The organism is Pseudomonas sp. TH04 (assembly GCF_016651355.1).
Taxonomy (GTDB): Bacteria; Pseudomonadota; Gammaproteobacteria; order Pseudomonadales; family Pseudomonadaceae; genus Aquipseudomonas; species Aquipseudomonas fluorescens.
Genome location: NZ_JAEKEA010000001.1, coordinates 3,983,863 through 4,000,815, shown reverse-complemented (window position 1 = coordinate 4,000,815; position 16,953 = coordinate 3,983,863). Strand labels below are relative to the sequence as shown.

Genomic DNA, 16,953 nt, shown 5'->3' with positions numbered 1-16,953 from the left:
TCCCACATTTCGGATGGGGTTGTCACTCCACCGGATCACTGACCGGCTTGGCAATAATCGCCTTCAATTCGGCGGTCATCGGGAACTCCAGGTTCAAGCCCTTGGGTGGAATCGGCTGTTCAAACCAGCGCTGGTAAATCCCGTTGATCTCCCCCGTACGGTACAGGTCGCCGAGTGTCTCGTTGACCAGCGCGAGAAACTGCGGATCGTCCTTGCGCACCATGCAGCTGTAGATTTCCCGCGATTGCTCCTTGCCCACCACCGCCCAGTGGTGCGGGTCCTTGGCCTTGGCGCGCTCGCCGTAGAGCAACGCATCGTCCATGTAGAACGCCACCGCACGGCCGGTCTCGAGCATCTTGAACGCTTCACCGTGGTCCTTGGCGCTGATCACGAACATGTTGGCGTTGTGTTCGGCGTTGTAGCTTTTTAGAAAACGCTCGTTGGTGGTGCCGGCGGTAGTCACCACGTTCTTGCCCTTGAGGTCCTCAAAACCCCGGATGCCGCTGTCCTTGGCGGTCAGCAACTGGCCTTTCACATAGATAAACCCGTAGGAAAATGCCACCTGCTTCTGCCGTTCGGCGGTGACGCCGGTAGAGCCGCATTCCAGGTCCACGGTGCCGTTCTGCACCAACGGGATACGGGTTTGCGAGGTCACCAGGTTGTACTTCACATTGAGGTTCGCCACGCCGGTTTTCTGCTGGATGCGCTCAACGATCTTGTTCGCCAACTCCACCGAATAGCCCATGGGCTTGCCGCTGCTATCGCCCACGTAGGAAAACGGCACCGACGCATCGCGATACCCCAACGTGATGGCCTTGGCACTGGCGATCTTGCTCAACGTGCCGTCCAGCGGCGCGTCATTCGCCTGAACCTGTGCGCCAAACACCAGCGCCAGGGTGCAGCCGGTCAACAGGATTTTTTTCATTGTTATTCTCCGTGGGTCTTGCGGTTATTTACGTGCAGCAATCACGCTGATTTCCACCAGCACTGTCGGGCGCGCCAGTTCTGCCTGCAAGGTGGTGCGCGTCGGCGCCATGCCCGGTGACAGCCACGCCGCCCACACCTGATTCATCGGCGCAAAACCGGCGCCGATGTCTTTCAGGTAAATCGTTGCGTTGAGCAGGTGGTCCTTGTCGCTGCCCGCCTGAGCCAGCAAGGCATCGACCTTGGCCAGCACCTCATGGGTTTGCGTGGCCACATCCTGGCCCTCATCCGGCACCTGGCCCGACAGGAACACCAGATCCTTGAAGGTGACGGCCCCAGAAAGGCGTTCGTTGCGGCTGATTCGGTTGATGGTCATGGCGTTATCCTCAAGCGGCGCTGGGCGTCAGGCCCTGCATATCAATGGAAGGAACGTGCTGGCCGATCAACTCGGCGAGCAGTTGGCCGCTGCCACAGGCCAGGGTAAACCCGAGCGCGCCGTGGCCCAGGTTCAGCCACAGGTTGCGGTACGCACTGGCGCCGATCAGCGGCACGCCGGTTGGCGTGGCGGGGCGCATACCGGCCCACTCGACGGCGCGGGTGTAATCGCCAGCACCGGGAAACGTCTCGAGTGCCTGGCGTTTCATCAGTGCCAGGCGCTTTGGCTCAAGGCGCGCATCAAAGCCGACGATATCGACCATGGCCGCCACCCGCAGCTGCTCGCCGATGCGCGCGTAGACGATCTTGCGGTCATAGTCGGTGATGCTCACATTCGGCGCCTGATGCTGCGCGCCAATCGGCACGCTCAGGCTGTAGCCCTTAAGCGGGTAAAGCGGCAGCGACAACCCAGGCAAGGCCAATTCAGCACTGCGATACCCGGCCGCCAAGACCAGTTGCTCGACCGCCATCACCTCATCGCCGAGCACCACAGCCTGCACCACACCGTCGGCGTGACGCAGGCCAGTGACCTTCTGCCCGAGCAAAAAAGTGCAGCGCCCCGAGGCCTCAAGCCGCGCCGCGAGCCGCCGGCAGAAAGCATGGCAATCGGCGACTTCTTCACTGGGCGTATAGATGCCACCGACAAAACCACCGCTCGCCAACGCCGGCTCCAGACGTGCGCAATCGGCGGCCGACAGCACCTGCTGTTGCCGGGCATCGGTGACCTTGCTGCGCGCCTGCTCAAAGGTGCCGGCGCGGCGAAAGGTCACCAGTTTGCCGTTGCGCCGCCAGTCGAAGCCGTCGAGGTGGTCAGCTTCTCGCCATTGCTCCAGGGTGGCCTGGCTCAAGGACGCCAGGCGCAGCAGGTGGGCGGCATTGCGTTGATTCACCGAGCCACGGCAGGCACCGATAAAGGCTGCCATCCAGCGCCATTGCTGCGGGTCGAGCCGGGGCCGCAATGTTAACGGCGAGTCACCGCGCAACAGCCAGCCAATGGCTTGCAACGGTACGCCGGCGTCGGCCAGCGGCGCCACATAGCGGTAGGACAGTTGCCCGCCGTTGGCGAAACTGGTCTCGCGGCCCACGGCGTCGCGCGCGTCAATCACCGTCACCGTATGGCCGGCGCGCACCAGGGCGTACGCACTCGCCAAGCCGATGACGCCACCGCCGATGATGCAAACCCGCTTGGCCATTCCCGCCACCTGCTTTTGAATTAACTGGGCTCAAGCGTAGGGCCAGGTGACAGGCCACCGACAATGAATAAAGATGGGCCACCTATAAACAAAGGTTATGGACGTGCCATGCGCTTGCGTCATATCGAAATTTTCCAGGCCATCCGCCAGACCGGCTCTGTCAGCGCTGCCGCGCAGTTGCTGCACGTTTCGCAGCCGGCGGTGACCAAGGTGCTGCAGCACGCCGAGCTGCAACTGGGCTTCCCGCTGTTTCTGCGGGTGCGCGGCAAGTTGCTGCCCACCCCGGAAGCCCTGGCGCTGGAGAGCGAAGTCGAGAAAGTCACCGAGAGCCTGCAAGGTGTCCGACGCCTGGCCAAGAGCTTGCGCCGTGAGCCTGGGCAAAGCGTGCGTATTGGGGCCATTCCGGCGCTGGCCTTGTCACTGCTGCCACCGGCGATTCTGGAGTGGACGCGCGACTACCCGAACATCGCCTGCGAGCTGTCCAGCGACCATAGCCGCGAGTTGGTGCAGAAGCTGTTGATGCGCGAGATCGACCTGGCGCTGACGCTCAACTTTTCCGGCCATCCCGGTTTGACCACACAAGTGCTGGCCAATGGGGTGTTGGTGGCATTGGCCTCGAAGGGTTATTGGCCAGACGCCGAGTTGAGCCAGGCATTGCCGCTGGCAGCGCTCGCCGGCGCGCCAATGGTTGGGCTGTCCAGTGCTGATCCGCTGGCGGCCAAACTCGACAGTTACCTGGAAAACGTCGACCCGGCGCCTCGGGTGACGATCTCGGTGCAAACCTATTCCCTGGCGCGGGCCATGGTCGAGTCAGGCGCCGGGTTGACCGTCATCGACCCGTTCACCGCCTTGGGCGCCTCAACGGCCACCACCTGCATCCGCCCGCTCACCCCGCCGCTGCCGATCACCCTGTACGCCCTGACCCGTGCTGACGAGCCGCCGCCGCATATGCTGGCGAACCTGCTGCAGATCTTCGGCAAACGCGCGCGTGAACTGCTCGAACGCTTGTGAGAACACTACCAATCTAATGTGGGAGCGGGCTTGCTCGCGAATGCGGTGGATCAGTTAGCCTATTTATCAACTGACACACTGCCTTCGCGAGCAAGCCCGCTCGCACATTTTTTAACCGCGTCGCCTGTTACAGCACGTAGTGCATGATCGCCACGAAGTGCAGCAGGCTGCCGCCGATCACGAATAGATGCCAGATCCCATGGGAATGGCGCAGGCGATCCTCCAGGGCAAAAAAGATGATGCCGACGGTGTACAGCACGCCGCCCGAGGCCAGCCAGACAAACCCCGCCGTACCCAGCGCAGCCAGCAACGGTTTGACGGCCACCAGCACGATCCAGCCCATCACCGCGTAGATCACAATCGACAGAATCCGCGCCTCGGAGCGTGGCTTGATCTCTTGCAGGATGCCGATCACCGCCAGCCCCCACACAATCCCAAACAGTGTCCATCCCCACGGCCCGCGTAGCGTCACCAGGCAGAACGGCGTGTAACTGCCGGCAATCAGCAGGTAGATCGAAAAGTGGTCGACCTTCTGCATGATCGCTTTTCGTCGCCCCTGCACGCTGTGATACACCGTGGAGGCGCTGTACAGCACCAGCAGCGTAAAACCGTAAATCGCTACGCTGACAATCTTCCAGGGGCTGCCGTCCAGGCTCGCCACCACCAACATCCATACTGCGCCGATAAAAGCTGCAACCGCCCCGGCCAAATGGCTCCAGGCGTTGAAACGTTCCCCGTGATACATGTGTCACTCACCTCGAATAACCGTTACCACATGGTTTTACTACCTGCATTCTGACGCGCCGGGCGGCCAGACAGGTAACAACCTTTCTTCATTTGCCCAAACGTACACGCCGATAGATGATTCGCTTCTTCCTGTGGGCGCTGGCTTGCCTTCAATCAGCCGCTGTCAGTCTGCGTGATGGGCTGAGACACCGCTATCGCCGCGATGCAGCGACCCGACAAGCCAGCGCCGATACAACAGCAGCCTATCGGTATTGCCCGTGCACGAGCTTGAACCCGCCCCGCCTCATCCCAGCCTATGGCAGTTGTTTTACAACTTTGCCATGGTCGGCCTGTTCGGCTTTGGCGGCGTCATGCCATGGGCGCGGCAGATGATGGTTGACCAGCGCGGCTGGGTCAGCGAACAAGGCTTCAATGAGCTGCTGACCACCGGGCAATTCTTCCCCGGCCCCAATATCGCCAACGTGGGCATCATCTACGGCCGGCGCCTGCATGGCTTGCCGGGTGCCATTGTGACCGTGTGCGGGCTGTACCTGTTCCCCTCGTTGATCACCGTGCTCGCCGGTTTCGCCTATGCCAAGTGGTGGAGCAATGACGTGGTGCAGCAGATCTTCGGCGCCGTCATGCCGATTGCCACCGGCCTGATGCTCGGCACCACGCTGCGCCTGCTCAAGGCCATGCCCAGAACGATCGCCAACTACAGCGCCTTTGTGTTGACCTTCGTCTTGATGGCGGTCTTCGTGCTGCCATTGTGGATGGTGCTGCTGATTGGCATCCCCAGCTCCCTGGCCTTGAGCTTTATCCGCTCGAACAAGGGGGCTGGCTGATGCAAACCGTGCTGCTGCACCTGATGATTCAATGCGCGCTGTGGTCACTGATGTCGATTGGCGGCAATACCGTGGCCATCAGTGATATCCACCGCTACACCGTCGTCGATATGCACTGGATCACCGATGCGCAATTCGTCGCATTCTTCGCCCTCTCCCAGGCACTGCCGGGGCCTAACGGGATGTTCCTGGTGTTTATCGGCCAGCAGGCGGCGGGCCTGCCCGGCGCGCTGGTGGCACTGACCGCCAAACTGGTGCCTTGCTCGGTGCTGACCTATGTCGGCGCCGGCTGGCTGGAACGCCACACCCGGACGCCGTGGGTGCAACGCGTCAAGCGTAGCCTGCTACCGCTGTCGATTGGCCTGATTCTCGCCTCCACCTACATTCTGATGAACAGCCTGGAAAACAACGCGACCAGCGTGGTGCTGACCCTGGCCAGCGCCGCCGTGGTGTATTACACGCGGCTGAACGCGATCTGGCTGATCATCCTCGGCGTGGTCATCGGCCTGTGCAGTTCATGGCTGGGAGCGAGCTGGTTTTAGGGGCACAATCGACGGCATTCGAACCCGAGCCACCGCCATGTTGATCGACGAAGAATTCACCCTCAAGAAGTTGGAAATCTTCCTGGCGTTCATGCGCACCGGCAACCTGGCCCGCGCCGCCGCCGAGCTGCAAACCAGCAACGTCAGCGTGCACCGCGCGATCCACTCGCTGGAAAACGCCCTGCGTTGCCCGCTGTTCAAACACGAAGGGCGCAACCTCACCCCGCTGGAAAGCGCCTATGTGCTGGAGGAGCGCGCGCAGAAACTGGTGGCCGACGTGGTCGACAGCGTGCGCCTGACCCGCGAAGCCGCTGGCTTCTCCGCCGAACGCTTCAAGCTCGGCTCGCTGTATTCGCTGACGGTCAAAACCGTGCCACAGCTGATCATGGGCCTGAAAATCCGCCGTAGTGAACTGAATATCGACCTGATCCTGGGCTCCAACTTCGACCTGCTCTACAAGCTTAAGAGCATGGAAGTGGACGCAATCCTCATCTCCCTCGACGAACACGCCAACGACCCTGACTGCGCGCAGATCGCGCTGTTCTCCGATGACATCTTCCTCGCCACCCCGGCCGATTCACCGTTCGACCGCGAGCAGGAAATCGACCTCGCCGACGTGCGCGACGCCACCTTCATTACCCTCACCCAAGGCTTCGCCACGCATCAGGATGGCAACCGCGTGTTCAAGCAGGCGGGGTTTGAGCCGAAGGTGGCCATGCAGGTGAATGACATTTTCACCCTGCTGAGCATGGTCAGCTCAGGCGTGGGTTATGCGTTGCTGCCGGGGCGGATTGCGGCGGTGTATGAAAACCGCGTGAAGCTCATACCGCTGCAACCTCGGTATCGGATGCAGCAGCAGATTGGTGTGATGTTTCTCAAGGCCAAGGAGCGCGACCCGAACTTGCTGGCCTTGTTGGCGGAGTGCCGGATGTACGCCAATCGGCAGGCTTGAGACCGCCATCGCAGACAAGCCAGTTCCCACATTTGACCGAGTAGCAACATGAGAACGCGGTCAAAATGTGGGAGCGGGCTTGCTCGCGAAGAGGTCAGAGCAAACACCCTGAATTACCGGGTCAGCCAACAATCCCACGCACGATGAAATAGAGCAACGAAGGCCCCAGCAGGCACCCAAGCCCGGTATGGAACGTGGCCGTCAACGCGCCATACGGCACCAACCGCCGATCCGTCGCCGCCAGGCCTGCGGTCACGCCGCTGACCGTCCCGGCCAACCCACCAAACACCATCGCCGAGCGCGGGTTATCCAGGCCCATCCAGCGCGCTGCGACGGGTGTGCCGACCATCACCAGGATCGCCTTGATCAAGCCGGTGGCAATCGACAACGCCATCACATCCGACGTCGCGCCAATCGCCGCACCGGTCACCGGGCCGACGATGTAGGTCACGGCGCCGGCGCCAATGGTGGTCATGCTGACCGCATCGCGATAACCAAACGCCCACGCCATGCTCGCGCCGACGATAAACGGCAGAATCGTGCCAAGCAGCAAGGCAATCACCCCGATCAAGCCGGCTTTGCGCGCCTCAGTGGCTTGCACTTCAAAGGCCGTGGCGACAATCGCAAAGTCGCGCAGCATGGCGCCGCCCATCAACCCGATACCGGAGAACAGCGCCACATCGGCCAGGCCTTTTTGCCCACCGGTAAGCGTGCCGCCGACCCAGGCCAAGACCAGGCCGATGACAATCGCAATCGCCGAGCCATGAATGCGCCCGAAGGTCAGGCGCTTGGACAGCACCACAGAAATCCACATCACCACGCCGACGAACGCAAAGGCGGTGACCAGGCCGTTATGTTCCAAGCCTTTTTCGATGAGGTCCCACATATCAGCGGCCTCCCACAACAGGTGTCGGCGTAATCAGCGGTTCTTCAGCGGGCAAGGGTTCGCCCTTGTGGGTGCGGCTGATCAGCGCGATGGTGCAGCCACAAACGACCACAGAACCGATCGCCGCGAGCACCGCGACCGGGCCGCCGTGCAGGGCGGTGACCACGTTTTGTTGCGCGGCCATCGCGACGACCACGGGGATGTACATGGCGCCCCAGAAGCCGACGCCCATCTCGCACTCCTTGGTCATGCCACCGCGCTTTTGCATCCACAACCGCGCGCAGATCAGCAGGATCATGGCGATGCCCACTCCGCCCACGTTGGATTTGACGCCGAGCAACACGCCCAGCATATCGCCCATGATCACGCCCGCGAGCGTGCAGATCGCCAGCAATGCCACACCGTAGATAATCATTGTTGTTGTCCTCAAAGTGCTCGATCGAAATTGTTGTTTTTGTGCTTCGAAAGCCTTGGGTGGAGCTTTATCGGTGGCGGCGCTCCTCCTCTTGCAGCAGGGCCTGCAAGGTGTCCAGGCGCGCGCCTTCACAGGCGATCACCGTGCCTTGTTCAAACACGCGGCGTGACAGGCCGGTGAGCACGGCGCCCGGGGGCAGTTCGATTTGCAGGCGCACGCCGCGCTCGTAGGCGCTTTGCACGGTGCCGCGCCAGTCGACGACGCGGCACATGTTGAAAGCCAGGTCGTCGCGCAGGTGTTCCGGGTTGTGGATAGGCCGCGCGCGGGTGCTGCTCAGGTAGGTAATGCGCGGGGCCTTGAGCGTGACAAAGGCTTCGGCCAGTGCCTGCGCGGGCGCTTCCAGCAGCGCGCAATGGGACGGCACGCTGACGGCCAGGCGCTTGGCGACGCCGTTGCCTTTAAGGCGCTCGGCAACCCGCTGCATCGCCGCGTCGCTGCCCGCGATGACGGTTTGGTTGTCGGCGTTGATATTGGCCAGGTACACCGGCGTTTTTGCGCTGTGGATATCGGCCAGCAACGTTTCGACGGTGGATAACTCAGGGCCGATCAGCGCGGTCATGCCGTAGCCCTGTGGATAAGCGTTTTGCATCAGTTCGCCGCGCAGGCTCACCAGCTTTACCGCATCAGCAAAGTCCAGGGCACCGGCGATGACCGCTGCCGGATAGGCACCGATGGACAGGCCCGCCACGTAATCCGGCGTATGCTGCAACTGGCGCGCATGGGCGACGCCGACGATCAGCAGGCAGAGCTGAACGGCGCGGGTGCTCGCCAAGGCGTGCGCCGAGTCGAGCGGGCGAACGTCTTCACCCAAGGCGTCACTGGCTTCTTGCAAAATGTCCGCCGGCAACGCCTGGAGCATGCCTGCGCGTTGGGTGCCCTGCCCCGGAAACACCAGGAGGCTGCTCATGCCACGGCCTGCCACGGGTCGAGAACCAGGAGCGCGCCGCCGGCGGTTTTCAGCAGCACACGGCGTGAGCCACCGGCCCATTCGCGCAAGGCTACCGCACCGAATGGGGTTTGCAGCTGCAGGTCCACGGCACACGGCGCCGTGTCCAATTGCGCCAGCAACGCTCGGGCGTCCTTGCGATCAAGCGGCTGCGGGGCGAGCAGAATCAAATCCAGATCGCTCAGGGCATGCAAAGCTTGGATGCCGCTCGCCAATTCAAAGCCGGCACTGCCGCTCACGCCCCACTCTTGCGGTGCCAACAACGGCCGCAGTTGATCAAGTGCGCGCAACGCCGGCACATCCCGTGGCGAGCTCACATCGCGCAGGGCTTGCGGGGTCACTCGCCGTTGCACGGCAGCCAAGGGCATCTGCGTGGCAAATCGCTGCTCGCGCCGTTGCCCACGCACGCCGACCGCCACATAGCCGGGCTCGGCAATGGCGCGACGCACCACCACCGGGTGCCCGGCGCCCACAGCGTCCATCACCCACGCCGGGGAGTCGGCGGGCAGGTGCGCCGGGGTCATGCCCCAGAGCAGATCGTGGGCGTTCACCATTGCTCCCGCAGCAACTGGCGCACGTGGCTGGAGGCGGCGCGATGAGTGGCGCCCAAACGCCCTGTTAAATCAGGGCCGTCGATATCGTTGATGGCGTGCAGCAGGCAATCGCTGACCCGCACCACATCGTCCGCCGTGGGCTGTTCAATCTGGCTGACCGACAAGGTCTCCCAGAGCAAGCCGAGGCTGGCATAGCTGTCGATGTCATACGCCATCGGCGGCACACTGGCGGCCAGGGCTTCCAATTCCTCGACGCTGCGCAGGGTCACCCGCGCCGCCGAGGCTTTGCCCATGGCGTGCACCATCACGCCGGGGTCACGCAAGGCGATCAGGCGGTTGGCCTGGTAGCCGTGGGCGAGGAACGCGCCGGACATCGCCTTGCCCACCAGCAGAGCAATCACCGGGTGCCCGGCCAGCCGGGCGCGGGCATAGCTGTCGGCGGCGGCGGCCAGGGCCTGGTGAATGCCGAGGGCTTCTTCGCGACGGCCGTAGGCTTGGCTGGGCACATCGACGATGGCGATGATCGGGCGTTTGTCGCCACGGGCGATGGCGTCGTCCACGGCCTTGGCCAAGCCCCAGCCTTCAAGCAGGCCGACTTCGCCATTGCGCGCACGCGGGAAGCGGTTTTGGGCGTCGGTGACCACGGCGATGAAGCGCACCGCGTGTTCAGCCAACGCGCCGTCGGCGACTTTCAACGAGGCCGGCAAACCGTCCACGGGCGTGGCGCCGTTGCTCAATGCGTTGAACCACTGCAAGCCTCTCATGAGCGGTCTCCTTGATACAGGTCGCGAACCGTGGCCGCGTCAATTTGCGGCGTGGCGTCCAGCTCGGTCAGGCGCTTCAGGTAGAAATCGAGCTGACGGCTGCGCGGGTGTTCGGGCAAGCCTTGTTGCAACAGCTCAGTGACGGTCTGCTGGATCTGCGCCACATCGTCCGCCACATAACGATCGGCCAACCCGCTGTTAAAGCGTTGCTCGCCGCCGGTCAGGCTCCAGATAAAGGGACGGTCGCGGGAGTCGTATTCTTCCAGGCCGGCTTCCTGCTCGATCACCTGCGGGCCATTCAGGCCCAGGCGTGCTTCACGGGTGACGACGAGGTAGCTGCACAACCCGGCGGCGATGGACATGCCGCCAAAGCAGCCGACGCTGCCCGCCACCACGCCGATCACCGGCTGGTACTGGCGCAGGTCGACAATCGCCGCGTGGATATCGGCAATCGCGGCCAGGCCAAGGTTGGCCTCCTGCAAGCGCACGCCGCCGGTTTCCAGCAGCAGCACAGCGCGGGTCGGGATGCCCTTGCGGTTGTCTTCGGCGGCCAGCTCCAGCGCACCGGCGATTTTCGCGCCGCCGACCTCACCCAGGCTGCCACCTTGAAAGTTGCCCTCGATAGCCGCAACCACCACCGGCAAGCCCGCGATGCTGCCCTTGGCGATCACCACACCGTCATCCGCCTGAGGCACCACGCCTTGGCGGCTGAGCCACGGCGACATCACGCGCTGGAACGGGTCGATCAGCTCGCGGTAAGTGCCGGCGTCCAACAAGGCCTTGGCCCGTTGCCGCGCACCGAGTTCGACAAAGCTGTGTTTGCTGAGCAAGTCAGTCATGGCCGATCTCCTCGAAACCCTGCTCCAGGCGCAAGCGCACCACGCCGGGGGTGGCGCCGAAATCGTGGATATCAATCTTCAAGGCTGGCGGCATCTGTTCCTGGAAGATTCGCTCAAACAGATGCTGCCAGCGTTGTTCAGCGCCGTTTACCGAGGTCTGCACCTGGATGGTCAGCGTGCCGGGCGTGCCAGGCTCCAGCAGCACTTCCAGGTCGCCGGAGCCGACGCAACCCACCAGTGCACGGCCTGTCGGCGGCTGCCCGGCGGGGAATTCAAAAGATAAGGTTTCCATCACAACGCTCCGTCGAGGCGGTCGATAAACAGGCAGGCGGCCAACAGGTCGGCGGCGCCGCCGGGGGAGGCATTCAGGGCCAGCAGTTGTTGGTCCAGCACGTGCAGTCGGCGGCGGCCGGCGAGGCTTGCACTGCCGCCCGCGTCCAGCACCGCTTGGGCGCCGTGTTGCATAGCGTGCAGGCCCTCGGTGCCTGCGCGGTAGAGCACGCAGGTGTCCGCCAGGTCGGTCATGATCGCGAGCAAGGCGTCCAGGCGGGCGTTCTGTTCGCCGACATTTTGCTGACGACTTTTGCGCAGTTGCGGCAGGCCGCGCTGCACAACCGAAGGGAAGCCCAACTGGGCTTCTTCACGGGCACCGCGTGCGCCGTAGCGTTGGGCAACCTGGGCGCCGTGGCTCAGCGGTTGGGGCGCGTAACGGTCGTTGAGCAAGGCCAGTCTGGCGGCATTCAGCGTGATGGCGCGTGGTTCCAGGGCCGCTGCTGCGGTCAGCAAACCGAGCGCCCAGATCGCACCGCGGTGGGTGTTCACGCCGGCGGTGGTGGTGAGCATGGCTTGCTCGCCTTCGCGGCCAATCCGCCCGAGGGCTTCACGCAGGGGCAAACCGACTTCACCGAATTCAAGCGCGGCTTGCGCCATCTCCTTGAACATCGGCCACAGCGACAGTGCCGACGCGTGCATCAGGCCCAGGTGTAAATCGCGATGAGCGCCATTGCCGCGACGGTCGACCAAAGCGGGTTTTGGCGACAAGTCCGCCTCATCGATCAGCGCGTCGACGGCCATGTCCGCCAGGCGATCGGCGAGGCTCAGTTCATGCAGTTTGAGGGCGCGCATTTACCAGCTCCTGAACTTGGCGGGCGGGTTGTACAAGCCACCGGACCACTCCACCAGGTCGGCCACGCTCTTGGCGGCCAACAGTTCGCGGGTGGCGTCGGTGCGGCGGATACCGAGGTCTTCGGGCAAGGCGATCAAGCCTTCGCGGCGCATGCGCGCAGTGTCCTTGGGGTTGTGGCGCAGGCCGATGGCGGTGACGCCAGCAACGGCGGCGATCATCGCTTGGCGCTCTTCCAGGGAACGCGCCTTGTACAAGTAGGCGATGCCTTCTTCGGTGAGCAGGTGGGTGACGTCGTCGCCGTAGATCATGATCGGCGCCAGCGGCATGCCGCTTTTGCGCGCGACGTCCACCGCGTCGAGGGTTTCGACGAAGGTCGGTTTGCCGCCTTCCTGGAAGGTCTCGACCATTTGCACCACGAGTTTTTTGCCGCGTTCGAGCAAAGCCTCCGGCGCGTCATCGTGGCGCATATCCAGCCAGGCCGGGGTGCCATGCCGACGACCACGCGGGTCGTGGCCCATGTTCGGCGCGCCCCCAAAACCCGCGAGACGGCCACGGGTCACGGTGGAGGAATGCCCATCACCGTCCACTTGCAAGGTGGCGCCGATAAACAGGTCCACCGCGTACTGGCCGGCCAGTTGGCAGAACATGCGGTTGGAGCGCATCGAGCCGTCGCGGCCGGTGAAGAACACATCCGGCCGTGCGGCGATGTAGTTTTCCATGCCCAACTCGGTGCCGAAGCAATGCACACTTTCGACCCAGCCGCTTTCGATCGCGGGGATCAGGGTTGGGTGCGGGTTGAGCGTCCAGTTGCGGCAGATTTTGCCTTTAAGGCCGAGGGACTCGCCGTAGGTGGGCAGGATCAGCTCGATGGCGGCCGTGTTGAAACCGATGCCATGGTTGAGCGACTGCACATTGTGTTTTTCGTAGATGCCACGGATCGCCATCATCGCCATCAGCACATGCACCGGCTTGATGTGGCGCGGGTCGCGGGTGAACAGTGGCTCGATGTAGAACGGCTTGTCGGCCACCACCACAAAATCCACCCAACTGGCGGGGATGTCGACACGCGGCAAGTCGGTGACGTCGTCCACCAACTGGTTGACCTGCACGATGACGATGCCATCACTGAAGGCGGCGGGTTCGATCAGCGCGGGAGTGTCTTCGGTGCTGGCGCCGGTGTAGATATTACCGGCGCGGTCGGCCATGAAACCGGCCGAGAGCACGACGTTGGGAATCAGGTCCACCACCAGGCGGGCATAGAGTTCGATGTAGGTGTGGATCGCGCCGATTTCCAGCAGGCCGTCTTCCAGCAGTTGGCTGATGCGCAGGGATTGGGTGCCGGCGAAGGAGAAGTCCAGCTTGCGCGCGATGCCCTTTTCAAACAGGTCCAGGTGCTCGGAGCGGCCGACGCTGGGCATGATCATGTGCAAATCGTGGAGCTTGGCCGGGTCGGCCTTGGCCAGGGAGCGCGAGAGGAAATCGGCTTGCTTCTGGTTGTTACCCTCCAGCACCACGCGGTCGCCAGGCAGGATCAGCGCTTCGAGGGCCTCGACGATCTTGTCGCTGGGCAACACCGCCCCGTCTGCGTATTTTTTGACCAGCCCGAGGCGCCGCTGCTTCTCGTCGCGCCGCCGCGTCCAGCGCGAGTCGGGGGTGATGGTTGTTGTCATGGTCGCTCCACGGGGTTTGCTGTCGTGGGCTTACCTTAGGAGTGAATCCGGGGGGCATCAATCAAGCCCGACGGCGGATCGTTACGGCTGGAGTAACGGATCATCAGCAAACGCTGAGTTCGAGCCGACTGAAGATTAAAATGTGGGAGCGGGCTAGCTCGCGAATGCGGTGGGTCAGTTACACATGTACCGACTGACACCCTGCATTCGCGAGCAAGCCCGCTCCCACATTTGTTCGGTGGTGTTCAGAAGAATCACGTCATTGCCACTGATGGACAGCCAACACGTCTTCCACTTTATTCAGCAGTGTTATCGCGCCATCCATCAACTGCCCCAGCAGCGCCTCATCCTCATCCATATACCCTTCGTACTCCGCGAGGTTTCGGCGCTCATGGCACAGCGCTAATAACCTCACCTGCACCTTGTTCGCGTCGGCGGAGTAAATCAGACATTGAAAGACCAAATAGCGTTTGTCAGAACGATAGCCTTGCAAACGCAAGGCCGTGAGCGCGATGGCGTGGGCAGCGTTGTATGCCAGGTCGAAACGACTGGCGAACGACAACCGTGGGTTGCCCGCATCCCTTAATCGGTCCCGGGCCGAGCGCATCAGTCCATCACACTCCTTGCGATCCGGCGGCTCTGCCTTCAAGCCACCGCTACGTTGCAGGTTCTCCAGGTTTGCCTTGCTGTCCATCCGTGGATTCCAGGGGGTTGCCCCCCATCAGATTGATCTTGTCCTGCTGCACGACCCGCTGTACAAAACTGTTCCCGGCATTCCATTTGCCGATCCAGTCTTCGAGGGTGTAAAGCGTCGGGTTGATGGTGCGGCCCAGTTGCTCTTCCAGCGGCATGAGCTGCTCCATGACTTCACTGTAGTTGAGGCTTTCACCTATCAGCATCAGATCTATGTCACTGGATGAGTGCGCCTCGCCCTTGGCGATGGAGCCGTAGATGAACGCCCACGTCAGTTGCTCGGCGAAAGGCGCCAATGCATTGCGCAAGGGTTCGTCCAGACTCAGCGTCTTGCGCACGATAGCCAACAACTCCGAGTAAATCGGGCACTGGGGATTGGCTTGGTAGTGGGTCTGGTTGCCCTGGCGCGTCATGCTCAAGATGCCCGCCAACTGCAACCGCTCAAGTTCGCGGGTGAGGCTGCCCTTGCCCACTTGGGCCCAGCGGGCTATTTCGTTGGTGAAGAAACTTTGATCGGGCTTGCCAAAAAGCAGGCCCAGCACTTTTTGCTGGGTGACGGTGAAGAGTGCAGTGCTGAGCGGCAAGGTTTGCATGGCGGCGGCCAAAGAGTCCCAAAAAGGGAACGATAGGTCCCTTTTTGGGAACGATCAAGTTTTAAGCGGTTGGGGTACAGGAAACCATCAATCAGCAAATACTCGATTCGAGCCGAATGAAGATCAAAATGTGGGAGCGGGCTTGCTCGCGAATACGGTGGGTCAGTCAGCACATCTACAACTGATCCACCGTATTCGCGAGCAAGCCCGCTCCCACATTTGTTCGGTGGTGCCTGTTAAGTAGCGGTCCTAAACAGGGAACGACCAGCCCCTATTTGGGACCGTTTTAACCTGCCGCCGCCGGGCTGACTTGCTCCAGCGCTCTATCGACCAGCAACTGGCCCAACTCGGCCATTTGCTGAATGCCGAGCATGATTGCGCGCTGGGACGTATTCAGGTCAAAGGCCAGGTTGCAGGTCATGGCGTTCAGCGAGGACAGGGTTTCACTGGCGTTGACCAACAGGGTTTCGGTGTTCTGGTGGGGGTTTACGGTGAAAACACTAGCGGGTGGATTTGGGGTAGGTTTGATCATGATGAAACTCCTAAACAGTTAGTAAGGAGCGCCACCGTTCGCTTGCACGCGAATGAGGGTGGCGACCGTGCGCAGGTGTGCAAGACCGGGCCTGTTTAGGACACCCAGCAGGTCCGAAGACCTCCTGCGCGCAGCCGCCATAAAGCAGCGAGCACAAAAAACGCCCGTGGTTGGCTGGGCGTCTGTACGCCTAAACAGTTTCGTCGGACTTGCACGTCCGTGTCACCGTTTTTTCGATGACGAACGAAGACTAGCCGCCATCACTACCCACAACAAGTTCATGCACCGCCCGAAATCTTGCAGGAAAAATCCGAACACTGGCCCATCACAAAGCCATCATCACCTTGACCGTCCCCAAGCCCTCCAGTGCATAGCTATGGTACTCATACACACGCCCCCGAATAATCAGATGCAGTGCACCGCCCTCATCACGCGCTTGGACATCGGGCTCTTGGGTTTTCAGAAACGCATGTGCAGACACTAAGGCGGCGAGTATTTCCTGATCACTCCCCAAATCCTCATGGACGTAGTATCTGTAGGAAAACCCCACCGTCGCCCCCCCCTGGCCGTCGCGCGCACCATAGATCGAAGTGCCGTTGCCCAAGGAATGCTTCAAAACCACTTCATCCAGAACCGGTGTTCCGGGCGACAGTATCCAACTGCCGCCGATATAGATCAGGCAGACCACAAGCAGGCAATTACGCAGAAACGGTATGAGGCGCTTAGTGGCCTTGCGAAATTGCATATTCAATACCTTTTCTTATCCAATATTGGTCCCGTGGGTCATCACCAAAAGGCTCACCGCCCCACCATGTTCCAAAATCCGGAAGGGTGGTTTTTGCGACGGTTTGAGCCACACCAGCAGCTCGCAACAACACATGCTCGGGAATGCCCAGCACCGTACCCGTAGCGCCGTAATTGAAGTTACCAAAAGCCTCATACTCGCGCCCTCGCTTCTTGTAGTTCCATGGGCCAGCAGCCCTGACCTGAGAATAAAACCAAGAATAAGCGAATGCCGAGCCCGGCTTGAGATGAGTGCGTTTGCAACGAGATATCGCCATGTTTTCAAAAATTGAAACACCGGGCGGCATTAACGGTACGGCCATTTGCAGATCCTTGCAGGCAATGAGGAGCGCAGAAGCTAGCCACTCCACACAGGCCTGAAAACCCGCTTAATCCAAATGCAGAACTCGCCTACAGCAACTCCATCCCATTCCGACATGTGAGCGGTCAGTCCGCATCATTAG

General features: G+C 61.9%; 22 protein-coding genes. 4 read left to right on the top strand and 18 right to left on the bottom strand.

The window, feature by feature from the left end; genetic code table 11:
* Positions 1-22 precede the first annotated feature (22 nt).
* The 3 genes from JFT85_RS17940 to JFT85_RS17930 are packed head-to-tail and all read right to left on the bottom strand — an operon-like array spanning position 23 to position 2,552.
* A complete protein-coding gene (locus JFT85_RS17940) occupies positions 23-925 on the bottom strand; it encodes a transporter substrate-binding domain-containing protein (RefSeq protein WP_073636749.1) in 903 nt (300 codons plus the stop codon).
* Positions 926-949: 24 nt separating this feature from the next.
* Positions 950-1,300: a RidA family protein gene (locus JFT85_RS17935; RefSeq protein WP_053258445.1), complete on the bottom strand. Its 351-nt coding sequence runs from the start codon at positions 1,298-1,300 to the stop codon at positions 950-952.
* A 10-nt stretch (positions 1,301-1,310) separates the two neighbouring features.
* A complete protein-coding gene (locus tag JFT85_RS17930; RefSeq protein ID WP_069551995.1) occupies positions 1,311-2,552 on the bottom strand; it encodes a D-amino acid dehydrogenase in 1,242 nt (413 codons plus the stop codon).
* Positions 2,553-2,660: 108 nt separating this feature from the next.
* On the opposite strand from JFT85_RS17930, the gene JFT85_RS17925 reads away from it, so the two are divergent.
* The gene (locus tag JFT85_RS17925; protein WP_053258447.1) at positions 2,661-3,563 is read left to right on the top strand and encodes a LysR family transcriptional regulator; all 903 of its coding nucleotides are present in this window, start codon (positions 2,661-2,663) and stop codon (positions 3,561-3,563) included.
* Positions 3,564-3,690: 127 nt separating this feature from the next.
* Here the strand turns inward: JFT85_RS17925 and trhA are convergent, their stop codons facing one another.
* Positions 3,691-4,308: a PAQR family membrane homeostasis protein TrhA gene (gene trhA, locus JFT85_RS17920; RefSeq protein WP_053258448.1), complete on the bottom strand. Its 618-nt coding sequence runs from the start codon at positions 4,306-4,308 to the stop codon at positions 3,691-3,693.
* Between the two features lie 259 nt (positions 4,309-4,567).
* Between trhA and JFT85_RS17915 the strand changes: the two genes are divergently transcribed.
* The 3 genes from JFT85_RS17915 to JFT85_RS17905 are packed head-to-tail and all read left to right on the top strand — an operon-like array spanning position 4,568 to position 6,628.
* The gene (locus JFT85_RS17915) at positions 4,568-5,134 is read left to right on the top strand and encodes a chromate transporter (protein WP_053258449.1); all 567 of its coding nucleotides are present in this window, start codon (positions 4,568-4,570) and stop codon (positions 5,132-5,134) included.
* On the top strand, positions 5,134-5,676 hold the full coding sequence (locus tag JFT85_RS17910; RefSeq protein WP_201230233.1) for a chromate transporter: 543 nt from the start codon (positions 5,134-5,136) through the stop codon (positions 5,674-5,676). The genes JFT85_RS17915 and JFT85_RS17910 overlap by 1 nt, the downstream gene beginning before the upstream one ends.
* 37 nt (positions 5,677-5,713) lie before the next feature.
* Positions 5,714-6,628, top strand: coding sequence for a LysR family transcriptional regulator (locus JFT85_RS17905; RefSeq protein WP_053258451.1), 915 nt, complete (start codon positions 5,714-5,716; stop codon positions 6,626-6,628).
* Positions 6,629-6,749: 121 nt separating this feature from the next.
* Here the strand turns inward: JFT85_RS17905 and madM are convergent, their stop codons facing one another.
* From madM to JFT85_RS17835, 14 genes are all read right to left on the bottom strand, one after another.
* On the bottom strand, positions 6,750-7,514 hold the full coding sequence (gene madM / locus JFT85_RS17900) for a malonate transporter subunit MadM (protein WP_053258452.1): 765 nt from the start codon (positions 7,512-7,514) through the stop codon (positions 6,750-6,752).
* A 1-nt stretch (position 7,515) separates the two neighbouring features.
* On the bottom strand, positions 7,516-7,929 hold the full coding sequence (gene madL, locus JFT85_RS17895; RefSeq protein ID WP_053258453.1) for a malonate transporter subunit MadL: 414 nt from the start codon (positions 7,927-7,929) through the stop codon (positions 7,516-7,518).
* A 67-nt stretch (positions 7,930-7,996) separates the two neighbouring features.
* A complete protein-coding gene (mdcH, locus tag JFT85_RS17890) occupies positions 7,997-8,896 on the bottom strand; it encodes a malonate decarboxylase subunit epsilon (protein WP_053258454.1) in 900 nt (299 codons plus the stop codon).
* Positions 8,893-9,489 carry a malonate decarboxylase holo-ACP synthase gene (locus JFT85_RS17885; protein WP_053258455.1) on the bottom strand — a complete coding sequence of 199 codons (597 nt, stop codon included), beginning with the start codon at positions 9,487-9,489 and terminating at the stop codon, positions 8,893-8,895. Before JFT85_RS17885 ends, mdcH begins: the two co-directional genes overlap by 4 nt.
* The gene (gene mdcE, locus JFT85_RS17880; protein WP_053258456.1) at positions 9,483-10,253 is read right to left on the bottom strand and encodes a biotin-independent malonate decarboxylase subunit gamma; all 771 of its coding nucleotides are present in this window, start codon (positions 10,251-10,253) and stop codon (positions 9,483-9,485) included. The genes JFT85_RS17885 and mdcE overlap by 7 nt, the downstream gene beginning before the upstream one ends.
* Positions 10,250-11,092 carry a biotin-independent malonate decarboxylase subunit beta gene (locus JFT85_RS17875; protein ID WP_069551993.1) on the bottom strand — a complete coding sequence of 281 codons (843 nt, stop codon included), beginning with the start codon at positions 11,090-11,092 and terminating at the stop codon, positions 10,250-10,252. Before JFT85_RS17875 ends, mdcE begins: the two co-directional genes overlap by 4 nt.
* Positions 11,085-11,384 carry a malonate decarboxylase subunit delta gene (locus JFT85_RS17870; protein WP_053258458.1) on the bottom strand — a complete coding sequence of 100 codons (300 nt, stop codon included), beginning with the start codon at positions 11,382-11,384 and terminating at the stop codon, positions 11,085-11,087. The genes JFT85_RS17875 and JFT85_RS17870 overlap by 8 nt, the downstream gene beginning before the upstream one ends.
* Positions 11,384-12,217 carry a triphosphoribosyl-dephospho-CoA synthase gene (locus JFT85_RS17865; protein ID WP_069551992.1) on the bottom strand — a complete coding sequence of 278 codons (834 nt, stop codon included), beginning with the start codon at positions 12,215-12,217 and terminating at the stop codon, positions 11,384-11,386. The genes JFT85_RS17870 and JFT85_RS17865 overlap by 1 nt, the downstream gene beginning before the upstream one ends.
* Complete coding sequence (gene mdcA / locus JFT85_RS17860; protein ID WP_053258460.1) at positions 12,218-13,888, bottom strand: malonate decarboxylase subunit alpha; 1,671 nt, start codon at positions 13,886-13,888, stop codon at positions 12,218-12,220.
* 259 nt (positions 13,889-14,147) lie between these two features.
* Positions 14,148-14,582, bottom strand: a complete 435-nt coding sequence (locus JFT85_RS17855; protein WP_201230232.1) for a hypothetical protein — start codon at positions 14,580-14,582, stop codon at positions 14,148-14,150.
* Entirely contained in the window at positions 14,545-15,174 is a 630-nt protein-coding gene (locus JFT85_RS17850) for a nucleotidyltransferase domain-containing protein (protein WP_053258462.1), read from the bottom strand. The genes JFT85_RS17855 and JFT85_RS17850 overlap by 38 nt, the downstream gene beginning before the upstream one ends.
* Before the next feature lie 286 nt (positions 15,175-15,460).
* A complete protein-coding gene (locus JFT85_RS17845) occupies positions 15,461-15,706 on the bottom strand; it encodes a DUF6124 family protein (protein ID WP_187601223.1) in 246 nt (81 codons plus the stop codon).
* 325 nt (positions 15,707-16,031) lie between these two features.
* Positions 16,032-16,451 (bottom strand): hypothetical protein, encoded by a 420-nt coding sequence (locus tag JFT85_RS17840; protein ID WP_053258464.1) that lies wholly within the window; start codon positions 16,449-16,451, stop codon positions 16,032-16,034.
* Positions 16,429-16,812, bottom strand: coding sequence for a polymorphic toxin type 44 domain-containing protein (locus tag JFT85_RS17835; protein ID WP_073636742.1), 384 nt, complete (start codon positions 16,810-16,812; stop codon positions 16,429-16,431). Before JFT85_RS17835 ends, JFT85_RS17840 begins: the two co-directional genes overlap by 23 nt.
* Positions 16,813-16,953 lie beyond the last annotated feature (141 nt).

Excerpts from the sequence above, each read along its gene's own strand:
- mdcE (WP_053258456.1), bottom strand. The coding sequence starts at position 10,253 with ATGAGAGGCTTGCAGTGGTTCAACGCATTGAGCAACGGCGCCACGCCC.
- JFT85_RS17925 (WP_053258447.1), top strand. The coding sequence starts at position 2,661 with ATGCGCTTGCGTCATATCGAAATTTTCCAGGCCATCCGCCAGACCGGC.
- JFT85_RS17850 (WP_053258462.1), bottom strand. The coding sequence starts at position 15,174 with ATGCAAACCTTGCCGCTCAGCACTGCACTCTTCACCGTCACCCAGCAA.
- JFT85_RS17870 (WP_053258458.1), bottom strand. The coding sequence starts at position 11,384 with ATGGAAACCTTATCTTTTGAATTCCCCGCCGGGCAGCCGCCGACAGGC.
- JFT85_RS17940 (WP_073636749.1), bottom strand. The coding sequence starts at position 925 with ATGAAAAAAATCCTGTTGACCGGCTGCACCCTGGCGCTGGTGTTTGGC.
- madM (WP_053258452.1), bottom strand. The coding sequence starts at position 7,514 with ATGTGGGACCTCATCGAAAAAGGCTTGGAACATAACGGCCTGGTCACC.
- mdcA (WP_053258460.1), bottom strand. The coding sequence starts at position 13,888 with ATGACAACAACCATCACCCCCGACTCGCGCTGGACGCGGCGGCGCGAC.
- mdcH (WP_053258454.1), bottom strand. The coding sequence starts at position 8,896 with ATGAGCAGCCTCCTGGTGTTTCCGGGGCAGGGCACCCAACGCGCAGGC.
- madL (WP_053258453.1), bottom strand. The coding sequence starts at position 7,929 with ATGATTATCTACGGTGTGGCATTGCTGGCGATCTGCACGCTCGCGGGC.
- JFT85_RS17865 (WP_069551992.1), bottom strand. The coding sequence starts at position 12,217 with ATGCGCGCCCTCAAACTGCATGAACTGAGCCTCGCCGATCGCCTGGCG.
- JFT85_RS17835 (WP_073636742.1), bottom strand. The coding sequence starts at position 16,812 with ATGGCCGTACCGTTAATGCCGCCCGGTGTTTCAATTTTTGAAAACATG.
- JFT85_RS17910 (WP_201230233.1), top strand. The coding sequence starts at position 5,134 with ATGCAAACCGTGCTGCTGCACCTGATGATTCAATGCGCGCTGTGGTCA.
- JFT85_RS17905 (WP_053258451.1), top strand. The coding sequence starts at position 5,714 with ATGTTGATCGACGAAGAATTCACCCTCAAGAAGTTGGAAATCTTCCTG.
- JFT85_RS17845 (WP_187601223.1), bottom strand. The coding sequence starts at position 15,706 with ATGATCAAACCTACCCCAAATCCACCCGCTAGTGTTTTCACCGTAAAC.
- JFT85_RS17840 (WP_053258464.1), bottom strand. The coding sequence starts at position 16,451 with ATGCAATTTCGCAAGGCCACTAAGCGCCTCATACCGTTTCTGCGTAAT.
- trhA (WP_053258448.1), bottom strand. The coding sequence starts at position 4,308 with ATGTATCACGGGGAACGTTTCAACGCCTGGAGCCATTTGGCCGGGGCG.
- JFT85_RS17930 (WP_069551995.1), bottom strand. The coding sequence starts at position 2,552 with ATGGCCAAGCGGGTTTGCATCATCGGCGGTGGCGTCATCGGCTTGGCG.
- JFT85_RS17875 (WP_069551993.1), bottom strand. The coding sequence starts at position 11,092 with ATGACTGACTTGCTCAGCAAACACAGCTTTGTCGAACTCGGTGCGCGG.
- JFT85_RS17885 (WP_053258455.1), bottom strand. The coding sequence starts at position 9,489 with ATGGTGAACGCCCACGATCTGCTCTGGGGCATGACCCCGGCGCACCTG.
- JFT85_RS17935 (WP_053258445.1), bottom strand. The coding sequence starts at position 1,300 with ATGACCATCAACCGAATCAGCCGCAACGAACGCCTTTCTGGGGCCGTC.
- JFT85_RS17855 (WP_201230232.1), bottom strand. The coding sequence starts at position 14,582 with ATGGACAGCAAGGCAAACCTGGAGAACCTGCAACGTAGCGGTGGCTTG.